The 21,160-nt window shown below is 66.6% G+C and carries 14 protein-coding genes; 4 read left to right on the top strand and 10 right to left on the bottom strand.

The window, feature by feature from the left end; all coding sequences use genetic code 11:
• The first annotated feature begins 39 nt into the window (after positions 1 to 39).
• The 4 genes from ACKI1H_RS15725 (at position 40) to nfuA (ending at position 6,530) form a co-directional block, all read left to right on the top strand.
• Positions 40 to 1,257: a hypothetical protein gene (locus ACKI1H_RS15725; RefSeq protein WP_440468804.1), complete on the top strand. Its 1,218-nt coding sequence runs from the start codon at positions 40 to 42 to the stop codon at positions 1,255 to 1,257.
• Positions 1,242 to 3,401, top strand: a complete 2,160-nt coding sequence (locus tag ACKI1H_RS15730) for an ATP-binding protein (protein ID WP_440465520.1) — start codon at positions 1,242 to 1,244, stop codon at positions 3,399 to 3,401. Before ACKI1H_RS15725 ends, ACKI1H_RS15730 begins: the two co-directional genes overlap by 16 nt.
• A gap of 71 nt (positions 3,402 to 3,472) precedes the next feature.
• Positions 3,473 to 5,755 carry a fatty acid cis/trans isomerase gene (locus ACKI1H_RS15735; protein WP_440465521.1) on the top strand — a complete coding sequence of 761 codons (2,283 nt, stop codon included), beginning with the start codon at positions 3,473 to 3,475 and terminating at the stop codon, positions 5,753 to 5,755.
• A 190-nt stretch (positions 5,756 to 5,945) separates the two neighbouring features.
• Positions 5,946 to 6,530, top strand: a complete 585-nt coding sequence (gene nfuA / locus ACKI1H_RS15740) for a Fe-S biogenesis protein NfuA (protein ID WP_138525549.1) — start codon at positions 5,946 to 5,948, stop codon at positions 6,528 to 6,530.
• Between the two features lie 218 nt (positions 6,531 to 6,748).
• Here the strand turns inward: nfuA and ACKI1H_RS15745 are convergent, their stop codons facing one another.
• The 10 genes from ACKI1H_RS15745 to lpdA form a co-directional block, all read right to left on the bottom strand.
• Positions 6,749 to 7,915 carry an MFS transporter gene (locus ACKI1H_RS15745; RefSeq protein ID WP_440465522.1) on the bottom strand — a complete coding sequence of 389 codons (1,167 nt, stop codon included), beginning with the start codon at positions 7,913 to 7,915 and terminating at the stop codon, positions 6,749 to 6,751.
• Between the two features lie 9 nt (positions 7,916 to 7,924).
• Positions 7,925 to 8,167 carry a DUF1272 domain-containing protein gene (locus ACKI1H_RS15750; protein ID WP_138525551.1) on the bottom strand — a complete coding sequence of 81 codons (243 nt, stop codon included), beginning with the start codon at positions 8,165 to 8,167 and terminating at the stop codon, positions 7,925 to 7,927.
• Between the two features lie 29 nt (positions 8,168 to 8,196).
• A complete protein-coding gene (locus tag ACKI1H_RS15755; protein WP_440465523.1) occupies positions 8,197 to 9,201 on the bottom strand; it encodes a GlxA family transcriptional regulator in 1,005 nt (334 codons plus the stop codon).
• 84 nt (positions 9,202 to 9,285) lie between these two features.
• Positions 9,286 to 12,339, bottom strand: coding sequence for an efflux RND transporter permease subunit (locus ACKI1H_RS15760; protein ID WP_440465524.1), 3,054 nt, complete (start codon positions 12,337 to 12,339; stop codon positions 9,286 to 9,288).
• A complete protein-coding gene (locus ACKI1H_RS15765) occupies positions 12,339 to 13,421 on the bottom strand; it encodes an efflux RND transporter periplasmic adaptor subunit (RefSeq protein WP_440465525.1) in 1,083 nt (360 codons plus the stop codon). The genes ACKI1H_RS15760 and ACKI1H_RS15765 overlap by 1 nt, the downstream gene beginning before the upstream one ends.
• 135 nt (positions 13,422 to 13,556) lie before the next feature.
• A complete protein-coding gene (locus tag ACKI1H_RS15770) occupies positions 13,557 to 14,102 on the bottom strand; it encodes a DUF4256 domain-containing protein (RefSeq protein ID WP_138525555.1) in 546 nt (181 codons plus the stop codon).
• A gap of 72 nt (positions 14,103 to 14,174) precedes the next feature.
• Entirely contained in the window at positions 14,175 to 15,176 is a 1,002-nt protein-coding gene (locus ACKI1H_RS15775) for a response regulator (protein ID WP_138525556.1), read from the bottom strand.
• Positions 15,173 to 18,844 (bottom strand): PAS domain S-box protein, encoded by a 3,672-nt coding sequence (locus tag ACKI1H_RS15780; RefSeq protein ID WP_440465526.1) that lies wholly within the window; start codon positions 18,842 to 18,844, stop codon positions 15,173 to 15,175. The genes ACKI1H_RS15775 and ACKI1H_RS15780 overlap by 4 nt, the downstream gene beginning before the upstream one ends.
• A 305-nt stretch (positions 18,845 to 19,149) precedes the next feature.
• Positions 19,150 to 19,419: a hypothetical protein gene (locus tag ACKI1H_RS15785; RefSeq protein ID WP_026079120.1), complete on the bottom strand. Its 270-nt coding sequence runs from the start codon at positions 19,417 to 19,419 to the stop codon at positions 19,150 to 19,152.
• A gap of 246 nt (positions 19,420 to 19,665) precedes the next feature.
• The gene (gene lpdA, locus ACKI1H_RS15790) at positions 19,666 to 21,066 is read right to left on the bottom strand and encodes a dihydrolipoyl dehydrogenase (RefSeq protein ID WP_440465527.1); all 1,401 of its coding nucleotides are present in this window, start codon (positions 21,064 to 21,066) and stop codon (positions 19,666 to 19,668) included.
• Between the last annotated feature and the right edge of the window lie 94 nt (positions 21,067 to 21,160).

Genomic DNA, 21,160 nt, shown 5'->3' on the forward strand with positions numbered 1-21,160 from the left:
CGCAGCTGGCCGCCCCACGCAAGCTATGGACTGGCAACCTTGGACACGGATGCTTTCTCGCAACTGCTGACGCTCTACATGCGGCGTATTCGCGCCAGCGCTTCGGGCGTGGCAACGGAAATCGGCCTGAGCCGCGAGGCGGTGAACAACTGGCGCAACGGCCTGTCACTGCCCAATCCCAAATCCCGCGACAAGCTCATGGCCTGCGCCCGCTACCTGCGTCTGACCGAGCTGGAAACCAACCGCCTGTTCAGTGCGGCGGGCTTCGAACCGGAATTCCCGCTACAGGCCGAGACGACCGGTGGCGTGCCCTTCGCCCCCTGCATCGACGCGCTGTTCGAGCAATTGCGCCGGCTCACGCCGTACCCCATTGTCCTGCTGCTTTCCCAGGCGCACTGGGGCCAGCCGCCGTTCCGCCAGGAGTTGCTGGCCCGCGCCCGTGCGCTCTACGGCGAGCCGTCAGTGCTGCACATCCAGCCGCCCTACAGCGCCAGCACCGCCAGCAGCGACTACTTCGCCGCCATCGGCCGCCAGTGCGGCTTCGCCGATATCACTTCGGACTATGACTTCGAAGCAGCCCTGGAGCGCCGCCTGTTGGCCGGCGAACGACTGTTCTGCCTGGTCAGCCGTTTCGAACAGGGCACTCCGCAATTGCGCGAAATGCTCGCTGGCATCCTGCGCAGCTTGAGCGAGATGCACAGTGGCCGACTGCATCTGCTGCTGTGTGGTGGGGAAGCCCTGGCCGACCTGAAGTACCGCAGCGGCGACCTGTCGCTGCTGAACATCGCCCAGGTCAGCCACTGGTCCGAGCTGACCCTGGCCGACCTGACGCTGCTCGCCCAGCGCCGCTGGCCCGAGCGGCGTTTCGACCAGGCCATGCTGGGTGAGCTGCTGGAAAGCTGCGGCGGCCACCCGGCGCTGGCGGAGGAGGGGTTGGAGTGGCTGGTGCAATTCGCCGCGCTGACCCCGGACTCGCGCCAGGCGCTGCACGACCTGTTGTCGCGCAGTGCCCGGCTCTGGCAGGCCTTCCTGCCACTGGCGGACACCGACAGTTCGCGCGAGCGACTGCGCGTGCGCCTGGACGCACTGGATCTGGGCCGCGCCAGCCCGTACCTGGCCGATGGCGAGTTGCGCCGACTGTTCTGGAACAACCTCATCACCGTCCGTGGCCAGGGTGACTCGGCGCGTCTGGTGTGGCGTTGCGAGATCATCCGGCAGACCGGTCGCCAGGTGCTGGACGCATGCGTCGAGGTCTGATTCGCCAGGGGGGCGCGGTGAGCTACAAGCGCCTGTTGATCATCGCCAGCATCACTTTCCTGCTGGTCAGCACCATACTGGCGCCGCGGCTCAACCCGTTTACCCGCGATGCGGCGTTGGGCAATGCGGCCTTCGAACAGTTCTTTGGCGAAATGACGGCCTGGCGCACGGCGATGATGGAGGCGCAGCAGATCGAGGGGCAGTGGCCCAAGGACATCCTCGCCTACGCGCCGCCCATCGAGCATCCCGTGCTGAAAGTCGTTTCGCCACAGCCACAGCGCTTGCAGATGACCGTTGAGGACCGGAGTGAGCTGGGCGACCTGGCAGGCAAGCAAGTCATCGTTGACATGCCGCCGCGCAGCAGCGAGTGGAGCTGCCGGCCGGGGACTCCGCCGGTTCCCTCGCGCTACCTGATGAATTTCTGCCTGGACCTCGGGAAAGAGGCATCGAGCGATAGCCCGCTGGTGGAAAACCTGCGTTGGCTGGTGATCATCTGCGCGCTGCTGTTTGTCATCGCTGCGCTGCTCCTGCTGTTCCGTCACCCCTTGCTCGGGCCGGTGCAGTTGCGCCCACAGCGTCTGCTGGACATGCCACCGGCGGACCTGCCCAGGGTTGACCGCCTGCTCGGTCTGCTCGGGCGGCGCAGGGCAACCCTGCGTGCCGCTGGCATCGATGAGCAGCACTGGCAGCAGGCTCTGGCCTATGAGCGCTCCGAGGCGGAGCAACGCGCCCAGGCGCTGGCGCTGGCGTTGGGTGCCAGTTGCCAGGTGAGCTGGGGCTGGACGCTGCCGGGAAGGGTGTTCGAGTGGAAGCTGCCGGATAACGTGCCGGTTTCGCTGGACCGCTGCCTGGTCTACGTGCCGGCTCCGGAAGAGAACGAGAGCCGTGTCCTCCAGCACCTACGCGTTTCCCACACCGGGCTAGACGTGATGCTGGTGCTGCTGGGCGAGCGGCAGGGGCAATTGCTGAAGTACTGCGCGGATACTGCCAACCTTTGCGTTGCCGTCGATGCCCACGAACAGACCCAATGGCTGCTCGCCGGCAATCCGGGCGACCTGTTGTTGCGTCTGCTCGCTGCACAACTGCGGCTGACCCGCATCTCGCCCTACCAGACGCGGGGCGGCGTGGTGCGCGCCAGCTCGTTTTTCGGCCGCGACCAGCTGCTGGCACGGGTCCTCAACCGCGAGCCGGCCAACTACCTGGTGGTCGGTGGCCGACAGCTGGGCAAGAGCAGCCTGCTCAAGGCCGTTCAGCGGCGCCTGGAGGACCATCCGCAGATGGTCTGTCACTACGTGTCGCTACGCGACCACCGCCTCACGCCACGGCTGGCGCTGCAGTTCGGCTTGCCAGCGGACAGTTCGCTGGAAGCGATCATCGAGCATATTCAAACGCAGCAGGCTGGCAAACGCCTGTTCCTGCTGATCGACGAAGCCGATCTGTTCTTCCGTGACGAGGCAGCCAAGGGGTATCCGCAGCTCTCGACCCTTCGGGCGCTGAGCGAGGAGGGCCGTTGCTGGTTCATGCTCGCCGGATTCTGGGACCTCTATGCCACCGCCGTGCTGGATTATCAGTCGCCGCTGCGCAACTTCGGCGAGGTGCTGACCATCGGTGCGCTGGAGCGCCAGGCTTGCCGCGAGCTGGCCAGCGTGCCCCTGGCCCGCCTGCGGCTGGGTTTCGCCAGCGACACCTTGCTGGAGGATCTGGTGGACGCCAGCGGCCAGCGCGCCAACCTGGTCGCCATTCTCTGCCAGGAGTGCCTGGAAGCTTTGCCGCCGGGAGCACGGGTGATCGAGCGGCTGCAACTCAGGGGCGCGCTGGCCTCCCAGGCTGTCCAGGATGCGCTGGCGGGCTGGGGTCGCCTGAGTCCGGACGAGACGGCCTGTCGCCTGGACCGGATCATCGTCTACCACTGCGCACTGCACGCCGGCACCAGCCTGCCACGGTTGATCGATCTGTTCGGCGAGCGCATCGACGCCGTGGCGCTCAAGGCTTCCCTGGCGCGGCTGCAACTGGCCTTCGTACTCAAGCGCAGCGGCGATGGCTACGAGTTCGCTGTGCCGCTGTTCGTCGGACAATTCGAGGTCGCTGAGCTGCCAGTGCTGCTGCGCCACGAGCTGTCCACTCTGGAACGCGACGCACGCTAGCCAAAAGGCGCGGAGCCGCGGAGGCTGCGAGTTGGTAGACTTGCCGGCGTTACTGGTCAAGGAACGCCCCCATGCTACCCCGGATTCTCGTACTGCTGGCCCTGCTCATGGCCAGCGTGGGCCTGCGTGCCGAATCGATGTCCTACACCCGCGATATCCAGCCGATCTTCACCGAGAAGTGCGTGGCCTGCCACGCTTGCTACGACTCGCCGTGCCAGCTCAACCTGACCGCCGCCGAAGGTGCGCAGCGTGGGGCGAACAAGCTGCCGGTGTATGACGGTGCGCGTACGAAGGCGCAGGACCCGACGCGGCTGTTCCTCGATGCCCATGGTGCGGATGCGTGGCGGCGCAAGGATTTCTGGTCGGTGCTCGATGGCCGCGGCAGCCAGGCGGCGCTGATGGCGCGGATGATCGACCTGGGTCATGAGCATCCGCTGGTGCCCAACGCGAAGATTCCCGATGGGCTGGACCTGTCGATCAACCGCACCAACCAGTGCCCGACACCGGACAGTATCGATGACTTCGTGGCGAAGAATCCGCGCAGCGGCATGCCGTTCGCCGTCACCGGCCTGACCGACAAGCAACTGTCCACCATCAAGACCTGGCTGGCCCAGGGGGCGCCGGTCGACGAAAAGGCCTGGCAGCCTGGCAGTGGTGAGGCACAACAGATCAGTGAGTGGGAGAGCTTCCTCAACCAGCCCGGCGCTCGCCAGAGCCTGGTATCGCGGTGGCTCTACGAGCACCTGTTCCTTGCCCACCTGTACTTCACCGAGCGCGGTGAGCCGGGGCACTTCTTCCAGCTGGTGCGTTCGCGCACACCCAGCGGCCAGCCCATCGACCCCATCGCCACGCGCCGGCCCAACGACGATCCGGGCAACACCTTCTACTACCGCCTGTGGCCCATCCAGGGTGTGATCGTACACAAGACGCACATCACTTATCCGCTCAACGAAGCCCGCCTCAAGCGTAACCAGGAGCTGTTCTACGGCTCCGCCTGGGACACCGACAAGGTGCCGGGTTACGGCCTGCAGCACCGCGCCAATCCGTTCGTGACCTTCGAGGCGATCCCGGCGCGGGCGCGCTACCAGTTCATGCTGGACAACGCCGAGTACTTCGTCCGCACCTTCATTCGCGGGCCGGTGTGCCGCGGGCAGATTGCCACCGACGTGATCCGCGACAATTTCTGGGCAGTGTTCCAGGACCCGGACCACGATCTCTACGTCACCGATCCGAAGTTCCAGCGCCAGGCCTCGCCGCTGCTGGCGCTGCCGGGGCAGATCGATGACGTCGGCGCCATGCTGTCGCAGTGGCGTTCCTACCGCGACATGCGCAATAAATATGAGGAGCTGCGCCAGGACGTCTACGACGAGGCGCCAGCGCCGACCTGGGCCGACATCTGGGCCGGCAACGACAACGCCGTGCTGAGCATCTTCCGCCAGTACGACAGCGCCTCGGTGCGCAAGGGGTTGATCGGCGGCGTGCCGCAGACTATCTGGTGGATGGACTATCCACTGCTGGAGCGCACCTACTATGGGCTGGTGGTGAACTTCGACGTGTTCGGCAACGTCGCCCACCAGGCGCAGACGCGGCTGTATTTCGACCTGATCCGCAACGGCGCCGAGCAGAACTTCCTGCGCCTGATGCCGGTTGGCGAGCGCCAGAAACTGCTCGACGACTGGTACCAGAGCAGCGGCAAGCTGAAGATGTGGGCGGACTACTACAACTCCGACAGCGACGCGCCCACCGGCCTGTTCCTGCCGGAAAAAGGCGCCAAGCTGGCCTTCGCCAAGCAATTGCTGAAGCACTACGTGGCGCTCAATGCGCGCCCCGATCCGATCAACCTGTGCGAAAACGGCGCCTGCTACCGCAACACCGTGGCAGCGCCGCTGCAGGATGCCGAACAGGCCTTCAGCCGCCTGGTCAGCCGCCCGGCCGCCGGGTTGCCGGTCATCGACCAGTTCCCCGAGGCGACCATGCTGCGCGTGGAACTGCCGGACGGCCAGCGCGAGATCTACACCGTGCTGCGCAACCGCGCGCACAGCAACGTTGCCTTCATGACGGGCGAGTCGCTGCGCTACCAGCCGGGGCTGGATACGCTGACCATCTACCCCGGCGTGCTGTCGAGCTACCCGAACTTCATGTTCAACCTCAAGGCCGCCGAGGTGGGCGACTTCGTCGCTGCGCTGGAGCAGGTGAAGGGCGCTGCAGACTTCGAGAAGGTCGCCGACCGCTGGGGAGTGCGTCGCAGTAATCCGCAATTCTGGTTCTACTTCCACGACCTGGATGCCTACCTGCGCGAAACCGAGCCGGTGGAGGCGGGCGTGCTGGACATGAACCGCTACGAGAACCTCTGATCCTGTACGACCGAGAGGGACGCCCGGTCCTTGCTCGCGAACCAAACCCTGGCGTGGGGCTGTTCGCGAGCAAGCTCGCTCCTACGAAAAGCTGATCTGCCCAGCTGCGAATTATTCCTACTAAAACGGTAGGGCTTTATCCCTTCCCCCCGAATGGCGTAAACTGGCGCCACGTTTGCGAGGAGTTGCCATGAGCGCTATCACCATTACCGAAGCCGCACAGGATTACCTGGCCGAGCTGCTGTCCAAGCAGGACACCCCCGGCATCGGCATTCGCATCTTCATCACCCAGCCGGGCACCACGTACGCCGAAACCTGCATTGCCTACTGCAAGCCGGGCGAGCAGAAGCCGGAAGACACCCCTGTCGGCCTGAAGGATTTCACCGCCTACATCGACGCAATCAGCGAGCCCTTCCTGGAAGACGCCGTGGTCGATTACGCCACCGACCGCATGGGCGGCCAGCTGACCATCAAGGCGCCCAACGCCAAGGTGCCGATGGTCAACGAAGACAGCCCGCTCACCGAGCGCATCAACTACTACCTGCAGACCGAGATCAACCCCGGCCTGGCCAGCCACGGCGGTCAGGTGAGCCTGGTGGACGTGGTTGAGGACAACATCGCCGTACTGCGTTTCGGCGGTGGTTGCCAGGGCTGCGGCGCGGTTGAGATGACCCTGAAGGACGGCGTCGAGAAGACCCTGATCGAGCGCATCCCCGAGCTGAAGGGCGTGCGTGACGTCACTGACCACAGCAACCGCGAGAACGCCTACTACTAAGGCCGGAGCGTGAGCTGCAGAAAAGGCGACCTTCGGGTCGCCTTTTTCGTTGGTGGATAACCGCTCGGATGCATGCGTAGGGCGCATAACCCGGAACGGGTTATCCGCCGCAATGGCGGATAACGCCTGAGGCGTTATTCGCCCTACGCAATGCTGTTCTTCGTAGGACCGAGGGGGACGCCCAGTCCTTGCTCGCGAACCAACCCCGCACAACACCGTCAGGCCTGCGCCATTTCTCGCCGCCCCGACCACATCACCACCAGCGCCACCAGCAGCACCGGCCACACCAGCAGGTTTACCGCGCCCCAGCCGACGCTGGTGATCAGCGCGCCGGAGCTGAACGACATCAGCGCCGCCAGGCTGCCATTGCCCAGTTCCATCAGCCCCTGCGCGTGGCCTCGCTCCTGTGGCGTATGGCCGAAGGCGAGCAGCGTGGTGCCGGCTACCAGCATCAGGTTCCAGCCCATGCCCAGCAGCAATGAGCTGACCAGGAACTGCGCCACCGACTGCCCGCTCAGGGCCACTGCCGCGCTCACCGCCAGCAGCGCCATGCCGACCCAGGCCACCCGACGACCGCCGAGGCGATCCACCAGCGGGCCAGCGATGAAGGCCGGCAGGAACATCCCCAGCACATGCCACTGGATCACGCTCACCGAGCGTTCCAGCGGCAGCCCGCAGAAGCTCATGGCCAGCGGCGTGGCGTTCATGATCAGGATCATCAGTCCATGGCCGGCAGCGGTGCAGGCCATGGCGGCGCGGACCGGCGGGCGCGACAGCAGCTCGCGCATCGCCTTCCAGCCGCCAGTGGAGGGCGCGGGCGCTGCGCCTTCCGGCAGGCGGCTGAGTACCGCGATGGCAACCAGGGCCAACCCGGCAATTGCCAGGTAGGAGCCCACGAAGGGCGCGGGCAGTGCGTTGCGCGACCACAGCGCCAGACTCGGCGCGAGCAGGGCGGCCAGCACGCCACCGCCGATCACGTAGGCCGTGGCGCGGCCCTTGTGCGACTCATCCACTGCCTCCAGCGCGGCGAAGCGGTAGTACATCGCCGATGCCTGGTAAGCACCGATGGGCAGCGCGCCGAGGCAGAACAGCAGGAAGTCCGCCAGCCACACGCCCAGCGCGCAGAGGAGCCCGCCGAGTACGCCGCCGGCCGCGCCCAGCAACAACCCGCGTCGGCGGCCATGGCGCTGCATGAACAGCGACAGCGGCTGTACCGCCAGCAGGTTGCCCAGCACCAGAATCGCCAGCGGCAGGGTCGCCAGGCTGTTGAGCGGCGTGAGTTGCGCGCCCACCAGCGAGGTGAGGGTGATACCGATCAGCGAGCAGGACCAGTACAACGCCTGGCTGGTGAACAGCAGACGGATGGCCGGAATGCGCAGCAGCATGATGCTTCCTCAGCCCTGGCAGCCGGCGGGCTTCAGCACCCGCTGGGTCGAGGCTGGATTGGCGGCGAGCTTTTCCAGCGGGCGGCGCGGGCGCGGCACCAGCTCGCCGCCGCAGTTGGGGCAATGGCCGTGCAGTACCTGTTCGGCGCAGTCGCTGCAGAAGGTGCATTCGAAGCTGCAGATACGGGCGTCGGCGCAGTCGCCGGGCAGGTCGCGGTCGCAGCATTCGCAGCCGGGGCGGAGTTCGAGCATGGCAGTCCTCCTGTGGGGGGTTGTCGTTGTCAGTGCAACTGGCCAAAGCGCTCGGCGTATTCCTGCGGGCTGATCGCCAGGTGCTTGTGGAAGGTGCGGCGCAGGTTCTCCGGATGGCCGAAGCCGCACAGCCGCGACACCGTGCTGATCGACGCCTGGGCGTCCTGCAGCAGCGCGCGCGCCGCTTCCAGGCGTACCCGTTCGACGTAGCGGCCAGGCCCCATGCCCAGTTCGCTGATGAACACCCGCGAGAGTGTGCGCGGGCTCATGCAGGCCTGCTCGGCCAGGGCTTCCAGCGACAGGTCATGGCCCAGGTGGGCGGGAATCCACTCCAGCAGCGCGGCCAGGCGCGGCGTGCGGGTCGGCTCCGGGGTCAGCCAGTGACTGAACTGCGCCTGCCCGCCGGGGCGCTTGAGGAACATCACCAGCCGCCGCGCCACCGCCAGTGCCAGCGCGCGGCCGAGGTCGGCTTCCACCAATGCCAGGGCGAGGTCGATGCCGGTGGTGACGCCCGCCGAGGTGAATACGTGATCGTCGCCATCGCGGCGCTGCGGATCGTAGGTGTGCAGGCGATCGCCCTGGACGAGCACTTCGGGAAAGCCTGCGCACAGCTCGTCGACATCCGCCCAGTGGGTGGTGGCCGGACGGCCGTTGAGGACGCCGGCAGCTGCGAGGATCAGTGCACCGGAGCATACCGAGCCGAGCCGGCGCACCCGGGGTTCGGCGGCGGCCAGCCAGTGCAGCAGGTCGGTGTTTTCGCATTGCGCCGGAACGCCTAGCCCGCCGGGGACCAGCAGGGTATCCAGGGTGGTGGGATCGACTTCCCGCCACCCCTGATCGGCGCAGATGCGGATGCCCGCCGAGGTCGCCACCGGCCCGGCCTGTTCGCCCAGCACCAGCAGTTCATAGAGCGGTGCCAGGCCCTGGCGCTGGCGCTCGACATTGGCGGAGGCGAACACCTGCAGCGGCCCGGTGATGTCCAGGCTCATGACCTCGGGGTAGAGCAGGCAGGCGATGCGGCGCGGCGATTCCATGGCAACACTCGTTCAGTGGATGGAACGAGTGTGGCGATGACCGGCGCTGGCGGCAACGTCAGTCATCCCACGAATCTTGCCAAGTTATGCCGCGGGGGCCTTTGCAGAACCCAGCCGATAGGCGCTGGCATACAGCACCGGCAGCACCACCAGCGTCAGCAGCGTGGCGAAGCCCAGGCCGAACATGATCACCACCGACATGCTCTGGAAGAAGGCGTCCAGCAGCAATGGCGCCAGGCCGAGGATGGTGGTCAATGCGGTCAGGCAGATCGGCCGCAGACGCGCGCAGGCAGCATTGACCAGCGCCTCGCGCGGTGGCTGGCCGCTTTCGGCGAGGTTGTCGACTTCCTCCAGCAGCACGATGCCGTTGCGCACCAGCATCCCGGACAGGCTCAGCAGCCCCAGCAGGGCCATGAAGCCGAACGGGATACCGGTGAGCAGGAAGCCGACGGTCACGCCGATCATCGCCAGCGGCACGGTGAGCCAGATCAGCAGCGCCTTGCGCGGTGAGGAGAACATCAGCACGGTGATGATGAACATCGCCAGGAAGGCCATCGGCAAGCTGCCGAGCACGCCGTTGCGGGCGTCGCCGGAGCTTTCCACGTCGCCGCCCCAGGCCAGCTCGTAGCCCGGTGGCAGTTGCAGCGCTTCGATCTGCGGGCGCACGCGGGCCAGCAGTTGCGAGGAGGTTTCGCCGCTCTGCGGGGCGACGTCGGCCATCACCGTCAGGGTGCGCTTGCGGTCCTGACGCAGGATCAGCGGGTCTTCCCAGACGCTGTCGAAGCCGCCGACCACTTGCTCGATGGGCAGGTAGCGCTGGCTCACCGGACTCCACAGCATCAGGTCGTTGATCTGCCCGGCAGTCAGCTCGCTCTCGCGTACGACGATGGGCAATTGCTGGGTGCCGTCGCGGTAGAGACCCACCGAGAGGCCGCTGAAACTCATGCGCAGCAGGCTGTCCAGGTCGCCCTTGTCGATGCCCAGTTCACGGCCGCGGGCTTCGTTGAACTGTGGGCGCACCAGCAGCGCGCGGGCCTGCCAGTCGTGGCTGACGCCGGTGGCGACAGGGTCGGCGGCGAGGATGTCACCGACCTGGGCACCGAGGCGGCGTAGTTGTTGCGGATCGGAGCCGGTCAGGCGCACTTCGATGGCACTGCCGTTGGACGGGCCGAACATCAGGCGCTTGAGGCCGGTCTGCACCTGCGGGTAGTGCTCGTCGAGGTAATGCTGCAGGTCGGCGATCAGCCCGGGAATCTGCGCGCGGTTCTCGGTGCGCACCAGCACCTGGGCGTAGTTGGCGTGCTGGCGTTCGGCGCCGTAGGTGAGGATGAAACGCGGCGCGCCCTGGCCGATGCTGGTCACGGTGCGCTCGACGCCGGGCAGGGCGGTGATGTGCTGGTCGATCTCGGCGGCCAGGTCGCGGGTGTGCTCGATGGCCGTGCCCTGGGGCAGCCACAGGTCAACGAAGAACATCGGCGTGTTGGCCGGCGGGAAGAAGTTCTGCCGCACCTGGGAGAAGCCCAGCAGGGACGCAGCCAGCGCCAGGGCCAGTACGCCCAGGGTCAGCGTGCGCTGGCGCAGGCAGGCTTGCAGCAGGGCACGGTAGGCGCGATACAGCCAGCCCTGGTGCGGCTCGGCGCTGTCGCCTTGCACCGGCATGCGGGCGAAGGCCCAGCGGGCGAACAGCGGCGCCAGGGTCATGGCGGTGACCCAGCTGAGCAGCAGCGACACCAGCAGCACGTCGAACAGCGAGCGGCAGTACTCGCCGGTGGAGTCCGAGGACAGCCCGATGGGCGCGAAGGCCAGCACCGCAATCACCGTTGCTCCCAGCAGGGGCAGGGCGGTGAGGCGGACGATGTGACGGATCGCGGCGTCGATGCCCTGGCCGCGCAGGCGGCCCACCAGCACGCCCTCGACCACCACGATGGCGTTGTCCACCAGCATGCACAGGGAAATGATCAGCGCGCCGAGGCTGATGCGTTGCAACTCGATGCCCAGCAGGTACATCAGCAGCAGGCTGCCCAGCACGTTGATCGCCAGTACCCCGGCGATCACCACGCCGCTGCGCAGGCCCATGAAGATCAACAGGGTGCCGACGACGATGCCCAGCGCGAGGACGAAGCTGAGCAGGAAACCGTTCACCGCGCCGTGAACTTCCACCGCCTGGTCGTAGAACGGCGTGAGTTGCATGCCGGCGGGGCGCTCGCTTTCCAGCTGGTCGAGGCGCAGGTGCACGGCGTCACCGACCTTCACCACGTTCACCTGCGGGGCGAAGGCGATGCCCAGCGCCAGGGCGGGGTTGCCGTCGGCGCGCCAGAGGTGGCTGGGGGTATCGGTGAAACCGCGCTTGACCGTGGCGATGTCGCCCAGGCGGATCAACTGGGCGCTGCCCGGCGCACTGACCAGCAGTTGTTCCAGTTCCGAGACGTCAGTGAATTCGCCGGTGGGGTGCAGGCGGATACTCTCGCTGCCGACGCGCAGGCTACCGGCGTCGGACACCACGTTCTGACGGGTCAGCAGGTTCACCAGGCGAGTCAGCGGCACGCCCATGGCGGTCATCTTTTCCCGCGAGACGTCCACTTGCACTTGTTCTGCCTGCAGGCCTGAGACCACTACCTTGCTCACGCCCGGTACCAGCACCAGCTCACGGCGCAGGTAGTCGGCGTAGTCGCGCAGCTCCTGGTAGCTGTAGCCCTTGCCGGACAACGACAGGAGGATGCCGTAGACGTCACCGAAATCGTCGTTCACCTGCGGCGGCGAGACGCCCGGCGGCAGGTGCGGGGCGAGGTCGTTGACCTTGCGCCGCAATTTGTCCCAGATCTGCGGCAGCTCGCCTGCGCGGTACTGCGGCTTCACGTTGACGGTGATCTGTGACAGCCCGGCGCTGGAGATCGAAGTGAGCTTGTCGACATAGGCCAGTTGTTGGATGGCGTTCTCCAGCGGGTAGGTGACTTCTTCTTCCACCTGCTGCGGCGAGGCGCCGGCGTAGCGGGTGGCGACCACAGCGGTTTTCACTGTGAAGGCAGGGTCTTCCAGGCGGCCGATCTCGAGGATGGCGTAGAGGCCGCCGAGGGATAGCAGGAGGATGACGATCCAGCTGCTGACCTTGTTTTTCAGAAAGTAGCCGGTGATATCCATCACAGCCCCCGTTCGCGTTGCCACGGGCGCACGCGCTGGCCTTCACGCAGCTCGGCGGTGCCGGCGGCGACGATGCGCTCGCCTGGCTCCAGCCCGGAGAGAATCTGGATGCCTTCCGTGCCGGGCTGGCCGAGCTTCACTTCGCGGCGCTCGACGTGCAGCGCGTCACCGTCACCTTTCACTACCCATACCTGGCTCAGTCCCGGCGCGCTGTTATCGGCGCTGAACACCGCTTCCACCGGCACCCGCAGTACCGCCTGGGCATCGCGGCCGAGCTGGGCGAAGTCCACCTCGACGGTGGCGCTCATGCCCGGCAGCAGGGTCACGTCCCTGGGGCGCTCGAGGGTGAGGGTGACGGTGTAGCTCAGGGTCGCCGGGTCGGGGCGGGTGCTGTGCTCCTTGTAATGCGCGGGGAAATCGCGTCCCGGCACGCGGGCCAGGCGCACGATGGGCTGGTAGTCGCTGCGCAGGCTGGCGCCGTCGACGCGCTCGAGCAGGCTCTCCGGCAGCTGGAACTGCACGTCGTAGGTATCGGCCGATTGCAGGATCGCCACCGGCTGCTTGGGCTGCAGCATCTGGTGGTTCTGTACCGGCACCTGGGCGATGACCCCGGCGAAGGGCGCTTCCAGGCGCGCATAGCCCAGCTCCTGGCGGGCCAGTTTCAGCGCGGCTTCGGCGGAATCCAGCTGGGCCTTGCGCTGGTCCAGTTCGGCGCGGGCCACCAGTTGCCGCTCGTTGAGCGTGGCGACGCGCTGGTACTGGGCGCGGGCCAGGTTATAGCTGGCCTCGCGGTCGCGCAGGCGCAGGCGCAAGTCGGCGTCGTCCAGCTCGGCAATCGATTGGCCGCGCTCGACGCGCTGGCCCTGTTTCACCGAGAGCGTCTTGAGATGGCCGGCGATACGGAAGGAGAGGTCGACTTCATCCGAGGCCACCAGTTGGCCGGGGAACTGACGCACACCTTCGGCAGTGGCGGCGGGCACGCTGTAGAGCTTCACCGGGCGCACGGTCTCGACCGGTGCCGAGGGAGTCGGGCCACAGCCGACCAGCAGGCCGGCGAGCAGAAGGCAGGCGGGCGTTTTCACGCGGGAATCCTCTGAAATTGAGCGGTGCAACAAGGCTGCGCGCCGCTCGGAGAAGTCCGCCTGACATGAGTCAAGACGCGCCAGACGGCTCAGGGAAAGTTCAGCAGCTGTACAGGGTTCGTTCAGAAACAGCCGTCAGACCTTCAACACGCCACGAAAACCCCGCGCGGCGTAATAGGACTGCACACCATTGTGGTAGGTGAAGACCCGCTCGTAGCGGCGGTCGCCGAACAGCGCGCCGTCGAGCTTGCGCATCGAACCCGGGGTGCGCAGCCAGCTGGAGGTCTTCTGATCGAAGCTGCCCAGCTCCTGTAACTGCCGGTACTGCGCCTCGTCCAGCAGCTCGATGCCGATCTGCGCGGCCAGCTCGGTGGCGCAGCCAGCAGGCTTGTCCTTCTTGCGCGCGTCCAGGGCGTCGCGGTCGTAGCAGAGGCTGCGGCGGCCAGCCGGGGTCTCGGCGGAGCAGTCGAAGAACAGGAGGGCGCCGCTGGCGCTCTCGCGGCCGACCACGTCGGGTTCGCCGCCGGTTTCTTCCATCTGCTCCAGGGCCTTGAGCTTGGCCGGGGCGGCCTCCAGGCGCGCCTGGACTTCCACCCAGTCGATGCCCTTGTGGCGTTGCGGATGCTGGTCGAAGCGGGCCTGCAAGGTGGCCAGCAGGGTATCGCGCTGCTTTGCGTTCATTCGCCATCTCCCTGGAGTGATTTCTTCAGCGATGGCAAAGCAGTAAAGCAGGAAAACGCTGGCTCGCCCCGTCTAGCCGGCGTCGCCCCAGCGCTCGCGCACCGCGAGGATGTCCGGCAGGCAGTCGAGGAACAGCTCCACCAGCTCCGGGTCGAACTGGCTGCCTTTTTCCCGACGCAGCAGTTCCACCGCCTCGTCGATGCTCCACGCCGGCTTGTACGGGCGCACGCTGGTCAGCGCGTCGAACACGTCGGCGATGGCGACGATGCGCCCCTCGATGGGAATCTCCTCGCCGCGCAGACCCTTCGGATAGCCGGTGCCGTCCCAGCGCTCGTGGTGGGTGAGGGCGATGCTGCGGGCCAGGCGCAGCAGGTTGGAGTCGTGCTCGCCGATGATCCGTGCGCCGATTTCCGGATGCTGGCGCATCACCGCCCATTCGTGCTCGTCGAGCCGGCCGGGTTTCTGCAGGATGGCGTCTGGAATACCGATCTTGCCCACGTCGTGCATGGGCGCGGCATTGAGCAGGTCGTCGGCGGCCTTCTCGGAGTAGCCGGCAGCGCGCGCCAGGATGTGCGCGTAGTGGCTCATGCGGATGACGTGCAGGCCGGTCTCGTTGTCCTTGTACTCGGACGCCTTGCCCAGGCGCTGGACGATCTGCAGGCGCGTCTCGCGCAGTTCCTCCACGCGCACCAGCGACAGGTGCGTGCGTACCCGTGCCTTGACGATGGGCGGGCTGACCGGCTTGGTGATGTAGTCCACCGCGCCGACCTCGAAGCCCTTGGCTTCGTCCGGCACATCGGCCAGGGCGGTGACGAAGATCACCGGGATGGCGCAGGTCGCTTGCTCGGCCTTGAGTCGCTGGCACACCTCGAAGCCGGTCATGCCGGGCATCATCACGTCGAGCAGGATCAGCTCCGGGCGCTCGCGATTGGCCAGTTCCAGGGCCTTCTCGCCATCCTTGGCGAACAACAGGCGGTAGTCGTCCTGCAGAATGTGGCGCAGCACCTGCAGGTTGGTGGCCTCGTCGTCCACCAACAGCAGGCAGGGCCGATGATCTTGGGCGGTCAGGGTCATGCTTGCTCCAGGCGGGTGCCGAGGGTCCTGACCCATTCCAGGGCCTGGTCGAAGTCGAAATCGTCGATGGCGTAGCGCAGGGCTTCGAAGGCCTCGCGATGCTTGCCCTGGGCGGTACCCAGGCGCAGGCGCTCCAGCGCCTGGTCGTCGAGACCGCCACGGGAGAGCGCCAGTTGCAAGGCTTGCAGAGCATCGTGCAGGTCTTCCGAGGCCGCTTCGCCAACCGCTTCGGCGACGGCGTCGGGCACCAGCGGTACCGATTCGCGAACAGTGGCGAACTCCATGCGGACCCGCTCCAGCGCAGAGCCCAGCTGTTCAGCCGGACCATGTTCAGCGGCGCCTTCCAACGCGCCGATGGCGCCGGCCAGGCGCGGCAGGGCGAGGTTGGCGGCGGCACCGCGCAGTCGGTGGGCGAGGGTGGTGATGCTGGTGCGGTCACCTTCGTTCACCGCGCTTTCCAGTGCGGCAAGGCTGGCTTCCTGCTCATCGAGGAAGCGCCCGATGGCCCGCGCCATGGGCAGCGGGCCGCCCCACAGGCGCGCACCGGCAGTCCAGTCCAGGGTCGCCAGTGGTGTTGGCTCGCTGGCCTGTGAGCTGCGTACAGCGGGGGCGGCACCGAGCAGGCGGGCCATCTCCTCCAGCAAGCCGGCGAGGTCCAGCGGTTTGCTGGCGAAACCGTTCATGCCGGCGTCGAGGGCGTTCTGCCGGTCGCGGTCGAGCACGCTGGCAGTGAGGGCGATGATCGGTACGGCCTCCGCACCGCGCTGTTGCTCGAGGGTGCGGATGCGCCGGGTCGCTTCCAGGCCGTCCATGCCGGGCATCTGCACATCCATCAGGATCAGGTCGAAGTCCTGCGCGCTGTAGGCGTCAACGGCGGCCTGTCCGTCGCCGACGCTGTGCGGGCGATGGCCCAGGCGGCGCAGATTCAGCTCCAGCAGCTCGACGTTCTGCGGCACGTCGTCGGCTACCAGAATGCGCAGTGGCGGCAGGTTCGGTGTGTGGCTGCGGGCTGCCGGTTGCACGCTGCGGCCGGCCGGCAGCGGCAGGTCGACGGTGAACACGCTGCCCCGGCCCACTTCGCTCTCCACGGTAATACGGCCACCCATCAGCTCCACCAGCTGACGCGAAATGGTGGTGCCAAGGCCCGTGCCGCCGAAGCGCCGGCTCATGGAGGCGTCGGCCTGGGCGAAAGGGTCGAAGATGCGCTCCAGGCGGTCGGCGGCGATGCCGATGCCGGTGTCGCGGATGGCCAGGCGCAGCGCGCCGGGTTCGCCGCTGATCACCAGCCGCACCTCGCCGCGCTCGGTGAACTTCACCGCGTTGCCCAGCAGGTTGGTCAGCACCTGCTGCAGGCGCAACGGGTCGCCCTGGAAGTACTCGCCGGCGCGCTGGCCGTAGTCGATCTGCAGGCTCAGCCCCTTGCGCTCGGCGGACAGCCGCAGCGCCGCGCAGACTTGCTCGCACAGTTCCGGCAGGGAGAAGTCGAGCGCTTCCAGCTCGATGGCGCCACGGTCCAGCTTGGCGGTGTCGAGGATGTCGTTGAGCAGGCCCAGCAGCGAGCGCGAGGCGTTCTGCACGGTGGTCAGGTAGCGCCGCTGGTTCTCTTCCAGCGGCGAATCCAGCAGCAGTTCGGTGAAGCCCATGATGGCGTTCATCGGCGTGCGGATTTCATGGCTCATGTTGGCGAGGAAGCTGCTGCGTGCGGCGGCGGCCTGTTCGGCGCGGTCGCGGGCGCTGCGCAGTTCCTGCTCCATGACGCGGCGCGGGGTGAGGTCGGTGGCCAGTTTCACTACCTTCACCGGCTTGCCGTCGAAGTCGAGGATCGGGTTGTAGGTGGCGTGGATCCACACCTCGCGCCCATCCTTGGCCAGGCGGCGGTACTCGCCGGCGCTGTGCTCGCCTTCGCGCAGCCCCTGCCAGAACGCCTGGTAGCGGGCGCTGGCGGCGACGTCCGGCGGGCAGAACAGGCTGTGGTGCTGGCCCAGCACCTCCGTCTCGCTGTAGCCGAAGAGTTCGAGGATGTTCTCGTTGGCGGCCAGGACACGGCCGTCCAGGTCGAATTCGATCAACGCCATGGCGCGGCCGATGGCAGTGACCTTGCCTTCGTACTCGTTGCTCAGCAGCTTGGTTTCGGTCTGGTCGAGCAGTACGCCGTCGATCCATTGCGGCCTGCCGGCCTCGTCGTAGCTGGCGCTGCCGCCTTCCCAGATCCAGTGTTCGGCGCCGCTGCGGTCGAACAGTCGATATTCGACGACATAGCTGCGGCGCTCGGCGATGGCGCGGCGTACTTCCTCATTCACCGCTTGCTGGTCGTCGGGGTGGTAGAGCTGGCCGAAGGTGATGCGCCTGGCGCTGAAGTCCTGTGCGGACCAGCCGGTGATGGCCTCGACCGCGTCACTGACGAACAGGGTGCTCCAGGGATCGTCCGGAAGGACGCGGAAGGCGATGCCGGGCATGTTGCGGATCAACGAGCGGTACTGCTCCTCGCTGGTGCGCAGGGCCTGCTCCATCACGCGGCGCTCGCTGATGTCGGCGACGAACACGACGAACCAGGGCTTGCCGTCGTGATCGGTGACGCCGAGGCTGACCCGCGCGGGGAATTCGCGGCCATCCCGGGTGAGGCCTTCCAGCTCCAGTTCGGAGTTGTGGAACTGGCGCTCGCCGCTGCGTTTGTAGTGCTCCAGGGCGACGCGGAACTGGTGTCCGTAGGCCTCGTTCATCAGCACCTGCATGGGCTGGCCGACCAGCTCGTGGGGGTGCCAGCCGAACAGGCGCAGCACCGCGTGGTTCACCGAGCGGATCACGCCGCTATGGTCGATGGTGAGGATGGCCTCGACGGCGGCGTCGAGCAGCGAATCCAGGTGCTTGCGCCGTCGCTGCAGCTCCTGGAACAGCTGGCGGTAGCGCAACAGGCCGTTTACCGCGGCGACGCAGATGCTCAGGCTGATGGTGGCCATGGACACCGCCATCGCCAGGTAGAAGCTGCCCTGCACACCCTGCGGCACGCCGAACTCCTCGCGGCCGACGAAGCGTGCGGCGGCCATCCCGGTGTAGTGCATGCCGGCGATCGCCAGGCCCATCACCACGCCGCTGACCAGGATCGTCAGGTTCGGCCGTATCCGCCCGCGCAGGCCGAAGCGCACCCACAGCGCGATCACCGCCAGCACCACGGCAACCAGTATCGACAGGGTGAACATCCACGGGTCGTAGCGCAGCAACGGGGCCATCTGCATCGCCGCCATGCCGCTGTAGTGCATGGCACCGATACCCGCGCCGACCAGCACGCCGCCGCCGATCAGTTGAAGGCGGCTGACGTTGCGACGGGCGAGCAGGCTCAGGGCGATCCACGAGGCGAACAGGCTCGGCAGGCCGGAGAGCAGGGTGATCAGCGGGTCATAGCGCACCGCAGCGCAGAGCTGGAAGGACAGCATGCCGATGAAGTGCATCGCCCACACGCCGCCACCGAGGGCCACCGCGCCGGTGCCGAGGGCCAACTGGCGGTAGAACGGGCTGCGCGCGAGCCGCGCCACGCCCGACAGTTGCAGGGCCATGGCCGAGGTGAAGATGGCGATGAGGATGGAGAGCAGGACCAATGCCGTGTTGTGCTCGCCGAAAACCAGCAGCGAAGGGGTGTCGCCGCTGTAGAAATATCGCTGCAGATCGAGCATTGAACGAAGACCGTACTGCGTGCCGAAGGCCCGGTGGAAGACGAGACTGGGGTGAGCAAAACACAGGATGACTGCAAATTGCCATCATTGTCGGTCGCTGCGCCCGCGAAGACCCCGCCACAGAGCAGGAATCGGACGAGTGGAAAGCCGGTGTTCGGAATCGAAGCTGAAACGATGCAGCAGGTGAGGCGACCGATAACGCGCTATCGGCGAATGGGGCGGGAAATTGAGCGTTTGCCGACGGCTGGCAGAGCCCATGAAAAAGCCCGGCTGAGGCCGGGCTTTTTGCGGTACCTGTCTGTGGATCAGGCGGGCATGTGCCATTCCTGCAGACGGTAGCCTTCGCGGTTCAGCTCGTCACGGGCCTGGTTCAGCAGGCCTTCGAGCTGCTCCGGGTCGGAGTAGGCGGAGCTGGGAATGCGGGTGAGGCCCAGCAGACGGGCACCGGTACGATCGAGAACGGACAGGTCGAGGCTGCCGTCGCCCCCTTGGTCAACCCAGGTCACACAGTGGAAGGGTTGGAAGGCTCGTCCGGTGATCAGCAGAGCCTCGTTGAAACGAAGAGTCGCATGCATGGTTGTGATCTCTCTGCGCGGTAATCCATTGCGAAGGTGGCGAAAGCGGTTCATCCACTTTCGTGTTCGTTCACGCAATTGATGGATTCAGAGTCGAAGAAAGTCACAACCCATGTCGCGGTTGTACACAAAATAGTCGCAAATAAAACTGTTTGATTCGCTGTAGGCCCCGCCAGCCGTGGCCTGCAGCGATTCCAAGGGTGCGCCATCGCGTCGCACGCACCTGATATGACCGGCGACGAACGGTCAGGCTTGCATCGCCCAACCGTCCACGTTCATCGCCGCCTGGCGCAATGCCTCGGAGCGCGTCGGATGTGGGTGGCAGGTGCGCGCGACGTCCTCGGCGGCGCCGCGGAACTCCATGGCCACGCAGTATTCCGCGATCATGTCGCCGACGTTCGGGCCGATCATGTGCACGCCGAGAATCTCGTCGCTGCGCTCGTCCGCCAGCACCTTCACGAAGCCCTCGGTCTCGTGGTTGATCTTCGCCCGGCTGTTGGCGGTAAAGGGGAACTTGCCCACCTTGTAGGCGCGGCCCTCGGCCTTGAGCTGTTCCTCGGTCTTGCCCACGGTGGCCACTTCCGGGTGGGTGTAGATCACGCTGGGGATCACGTCGTAGTTCACTTCCCCGGCCTTGCCGGCGATCAGCTCGACACAGGCGATGGCTTCGTCCTCGGCCTTGTGCGCGAGCATCGGGCCGGAGGTCACGTCGCCGATCACCCAGATGCCCGGCACGCTGCTGCGGTGCTCGTGGTTTTCCAGCAGGCCGCGCTTGTCGGTGGTCAGGCCCACGCTTTCCAACCCGAGGCCCTGCGTATAGGGGCGGCGGCCGATGGCGAGCAGGACGTAATCGGCCTGGATCGATTCCGCCGCGCCGCCGGCGGCCGGCTCGACGCTCAGCGTCACCTGCTTGCCGCTGACCTTGGCCTGGGTGACCTTCGAGCCCAGCTTGAAGCTCATGCCCTGCTTGGTCAGCGCGCGCTGGAAGGTCTTGGCGGTTTCCAGGTCCATGCCGGGGCAGATGCGGTCCAGGTACTCGATCACCGTGACTTGCGCGCCCAGGCGGCGCCATACCGAACCCAGCTCCAGGCCGATCACACCGGCGCCGATCACCACCAGGTGCTTGGGCACTTCCGGGATGGACAGCGCGCCGGTGGAATCGAGGATGCGCTGGTTATCGACCTCCACCCCTGGCAGCGGGGAGGGTTCCGAACCGGTGGCGATGATGATGTCCTTCGCGGTGAGCGAGGTTTTGCTGCCGTCGGCGGCGGTCACTTCGACCTTGCCCGGCCCGTCAATGCGGCCCCAGCCTTTTACCCAGTCCACCTTGTTCTTGCGGAAGAGGAATTCCACGCCCTTGGTCAGCGCGGTAACGCTCTCGGCTTTCTGCTTCATCATCTGTGCCAGGTCCAGCTTGGGCTTGACCTGGATACCGAGGTTGGCGAACTCGCCGCCGGCTGCTGCTTCGTACAGCTCGGATGCGTGCAGCAAGGCCTTGGACGGCATGCAGCCGACGTTCAGGCAGGTACCGCCGAGAGTCTCGCGACCCTCCACGCAGGCGACCTTCAGGCCCAGCTGGCCGGCGCGAATCGCCGCGTTGTAGCCGCCGGGGCCGCCGCCAATGACGATCACATCGTATGCGCTCATGCAGTGTTCTCCGCAGTAGGAAAAAGGGGTGAATCGAGGTTAGTCGGCACTCGCCGGATCACCAGCGCAGGGCTCGGGATAAGCGTTACTCAAT

Source organism: Pseudomonas sp. YH-1, from assembly GCF_051990045.1.
Taxonomy (GTDB): domain Bacteria; phylum Pseudomonadota; class Gammaproteobacteria; order Pseudomonadales; family Pseudomonadaceae; genus Pseudomonas; species Pseudomonas nicosulfuronedens.

Coding starts and splice junctions, on each gene's coding strand:
- ACKI1H_RS15730 (WP_440465520.1), top strand. CDS start 1,242: ATGCGTCGAGGTCTGATTCGCCAGGGGGGCGCGGTGAGCTACAAGCGC.
- ACKI1H_RS15735 (WP_440465521.1), top strand. CDS start 3,473: ATGCTACCCCGGATTCTCGTACTGCTGGCCCTGCTCATGGCCAGCGTG.
- nfuA (WP_138525549.1), top strand. CDS start 5,946: ATGAGCGCTATCACCATTACCGAAGCCGCACAGGATTACCTGGCCGAG.
- ACKI1H_RS15745 (WP_440465522.1), bottom strand. CDS start 7,915: ATGCTGCTGCGCATTCCGGCCATCCGTCTGCTGTTCACCAGCCAGGCG.
- ACKI1H_RS15750 (WP_138525551.1), bottom strand. CDS start 8,167: ATGCTCGAACTCCGCCCCGGCTGCGAATGCTGCGACCGCGACCTGCCC.
- ACKI1H_RS15755 (WP_440465523.1), bottom strand. CDS start 9,201: ATGGAATCGCCGCGCCGCATCGCCTGCCTGCTCTACCCCGAGGTCATG.
- ACKI1H_RS15760 (WP_440465524.1), bottom strand. CDS start 12,339: ATGGATATCACCGGCTACTTTCTGAAAAACAAGGTCAGCAGCTGGATC.
- ACKI1H_RS15770 (WP_138525555.1), bottom strand. CDS start 14,102: ATGAACGCAAAGCAGCGCGATACCCTGCTGGCCACCTTGCAGGCCCGC.
- ACKI1H_RS15775 (WP_138525556.1), bottom strand. CDS start 15,176: ATGACCCTGACCGCCCAAGATCATCGGCCCTGCCTGCTGTTGGTGGAC.
- ACKI1H_RS15780 (WP_440465526.1), bottom strand. CDS start 18,844: ATGCTCGATCTGCAGCGATATTTCTACAGCGGCGACACCCCTTCGCTG.
- ACKI1H_RS15785 (WP_026079120.1), bottom strand. CDS start 19,419: ATGCATGCGACTCTTCGTTTCAACGAGGCTCTGCTGATCACCGGACGA.
- lpdA (WP_440465527.1), bottom strand. CDS start 21,066: ATGAGCGCATACGATGTGATCGTCATTGGCGGCGGCCCCGGCGGCTAC.